4 protein-coding genes and 1 pseudogene are annotated in these 3,032 nt (G+C 48.0%); all 5 read right to left on the bottom strand.

Translation table 11 applies throughout. The annotated features are described in order from the left end of the window. Nucleotides 1-191: pseudogene (locus LC605_RS33335) on the bottom strand (hypothetical protein); the annotation flags it as partial. An 18-nt stretch (nucleotides 192-209) separates the two neighbouring features. Further along, the gene (locus LC605_RS34120; protein ID WP_229551425.1) at nucleotides 210-1,448 is read right to left on the bottom strand and encodes a polymorphic toxin-type HINT domain-containing protein; all 1,239 of its coding nucleotides are present in this window, start codon (nucleotides 1,446-1,448) and stop codon (nucleotides 210-212) included. Between the two features lie 32 nt (nucleotides 1,449-1,480). Beyond that, nucleotides 1,481-2,026 (bottom strand): hypothetical protein, encoded by a 546-nt coding sequence (locus tag LC605_RS32155; protein WP_229551424.1) that lies wholly within the window; start codon nucleotides 2,024-2,026, stop codon nucleotides 1,481-1,483. A gap of 72 nt (nucleotides 2,027-2,098) precedes the next feature. Next, nucleotides 2,099-2,614, bottom strand: coding sequence for a hypothetical protein (locus LC605_RS32150; RefSeq protein WP_229551423.1), 516 nt, complete (start codon nucleotides 2,612-2,614; stop codon nucleotides 2,099-2,101). Nucleotides 2,615-2,718: 104 nt separating this feature from the next. After that, the coding region (locus tag LC605_RS32145; RefSeq protein ID WP_229551422.1) for a hypothetical protein at nucleotides 2,719-3,032 on the bottom strand (314 nt) is incomplete at its 5' end.

Raw genomic sequence — 3,032 nt, 5'->3', positions numbered from 1 at the left:
AATTCTTGGCGTAATCTCTTTTCAATTTCAAAGCAGCGAGGTGCAGCGATATCCTCTAAATTTACACCCCCAAATACCGGAGCGATATTCTTAACTGTCTGGATAATTTCTTCAATCGAATGTTTTACACGATTAGATATTATTCGATTAAGCTCGGCAAAATACTTATTTCTGACTTCAATATTTCCCATATATCTTCCTTTTTACTATTAATCTGCCCTTAGCAAAGCCCATCCAAACATGCCATCGATTGCATCGGCAAAACTCTCCACCTCCATCGCAGTAGCATTAGGCCTTAGTTTTCTAAATCCTTTCCATTGCCGACTAATTTCTGCATGCACTTCTTCAGATACACCTCTCAAATTTGAAAGATCGTGAATATTTCGACTGGGAAAAAGATGACTCCATACTTGCGGAATTCTATGATGCACTTCCTCTACCTTGCTTCCGAGTGCACTAATAAAACGATCTCTATAATTATGCACTGTCCACGGGCCGGGAACGCAGCCCATATTATGCACTACCACACCATCGCCGCCGACAGCGTAGGTGTGCAAACCCTCGACCTCGAAGTTGTACACACGCTGGCGGCGGTCCGTGAAGCGGACGGTCACGACCTTGGCCTGCACGCCGGTCGTCGTGGTCAGGCTCATGCCTGCTGAGAGTTGATCGGCCCGCAGCCACCGGCTGCAATCCACGAGGAACGGGTGCTCTTCCGTCGTTTCGATCGTCTCAAGTGCTATCGGGGCGTGTTTGCCCTCGATCAATGACCGAGCACCATTCTCCTTCACGATCACCAGCTCGATGATCGCTGCGCCGGGACGAGTAAAGGTGTCCACCACTCGTCGCCATTCGTCTTCGCCCGTCGCTTCATTTCTCGCTTTGACCACATCCCCCACCACAATCATGCGGATCGGGATCTGGCCTCGCTCCGTCCACACCAATGTGTTCTCGGTGAAGCAGCCGCAGCCCTTCTGGAACCAGCTCAACGCTCGTTCTGCAAGACTCATCGCGCCATCAACCAGTGCCCCACCCGCTCTCGCCAGCCCGCTGAAGAACCTCCCCGCGTAGTACTTCGCCGTGCTCCATGCGGCGCTGGCAAGCTTCCCAACGATTGCGCCAGCCTTGCCCAGCAGTTTTCCCGCTACGCCCAATAACTTGCCTCCTGGAATCAAGCCGATCCCAATCGCCACCATCGCTTCTTCCATCGTCTGCTCACCCAATGCCACCTTCGCAAGCTCGCCCGCGATGTTCGCAGCCGGGAATGGCAGGTACGTCGCGATCGTCGCCGCGTTCACCTGGATGAGCCGGTTCCACGCGTCGTAGTGGTACACGTACCGCCCGTCGAACGCCTGGCTCCCCGCCACGTCGTCCACCGCCCCCCGTTGGATCGACACTCCGTCGGACTGGGGCGTGTCATACGCATACTTCACATAGCCGATCCCCACGGCCTCGCCCGACCCGCTCACCGCCAGACCATTTACGCACGCGAAGCGTGAACCGGAACACCAAGAGCCCTGCTGATTTCATCATCGAGAGATGCCCAGCCATAAAATGCATCTTCGCCTACAAGTTCCCCTGCCCCTGGCTCTTCCATCTTTTGCCCACACTCATTAACATACTTATTTATAGACATAGATTTAAATATATGCCTACCAATAATCTCATCGTTTGTAATTTTTTTATTTTGAATATAAAAAAAATAACCCATAGTCCACATCATATTTGATGTCATCAAAATCGGAGGAAGTATTAACAATGGCTCAATGGGAAATGAAACATCAAATGGATTATCAAATTTTCGAGAATATATATATAATAAAACACATCTATCAGATCCAACTCGTGTAAAATTACTCTCAATCACTCTACCCAGTATCCAACGCTTCCCAAGGATGTTTCCGGCAAACAAATCTCCATTTGCTGGTTTGTGTCGTGTTTTTCTGATAATCATTAGATTTGTTTTATCGCTTGACTTCATTTCAATCTTCACCATTTTACTCCATTTATCCCGCGCCGGAGCCATTAGCCGACACTCTCAGACACATCTTCGCGCGACGAGACAATCCAACGCACTCGGACTCTGCTTAAATGCGATCTATTCATGCGAAGGATGGGTCGGGACGCCGAGAGCATTACTTATTTTGTCGTCCAATGAGGACCACCCCTGAAACGAATACCTACCAACAACATCATCTGATTTAGGCTCCGATGTCGGATCGCCGCATTCGTCAACATATTTATGAATCATACTTGATTCGAAGATATGCCTTAACAAGAACTCTCCATCAAGGAGTGGGTGATTTTTGATATGAATAAAATATCCTTTTGTCCACATCATATTTGAAAGCATCAAAAACGGAGGAAACAACAAGTTGATTTTTATGGGAAATTCTACATCAAACGGATTTACGATTTCATTTGTTTTATATATGTAAATTAGGTGACAATGCTTTGCAGTTGCGCTGGAAAAACCATTTTTAATCACCCTTCCTATAATCCATTGTTTCCCGAGAACATTCCCCGCAAATAGATCCCCAACCACAGGCATGTACTTGGTCTTCTTGATGACCATGAGGTTCGTGTCTTTACTGGGCTTCATTTCGATCTTCACCACTTCACTCCCTTTATCTTCCGCCGGAGCCGATGGCCGACACCCAAGACGCATCCCCGCACGCTGAGGAACTCCAACGTACTGGAACTCCGCGGGGACACGATCTATTCATGCGAAGGGTGGGCCGCGACGCCGATAGCATTGCTTATTTTTGAATCAAAGGATCCCCAGCCTTCAAAGCTGTCATTGCCTACAACATCCCCATCTTTGGGTGGCGGCACTGGCTTTCCATATTCATCGACATACCGATGAATTGTCATAGATTCAAATACGTGCCTTGGCAACAACTCTACATTTTGAATGGGCTCATTCCGGATGTTTATTACATATCCACGAGTCCACAACATATTAGATAGCATTCGAAATGGCGGAATCAAGAGAATTGGTTTAATTGGAAACTTGATCTTGAAAGGATCCT

It is taken from the genome of Nostoc sp. CHAB 5836 (genome assembly GCF_020829445.1).
Classification (GTDB): Bacteria; Cyanobacteriota; Cyanobacteriia; order Cyanobacteriales; family Nostocaceae; genus Nostoc.
Note: the sequence above shows the minus strand (reverse complement) of the source record. Positions and strands in the feature narration are given on the sequence as shown.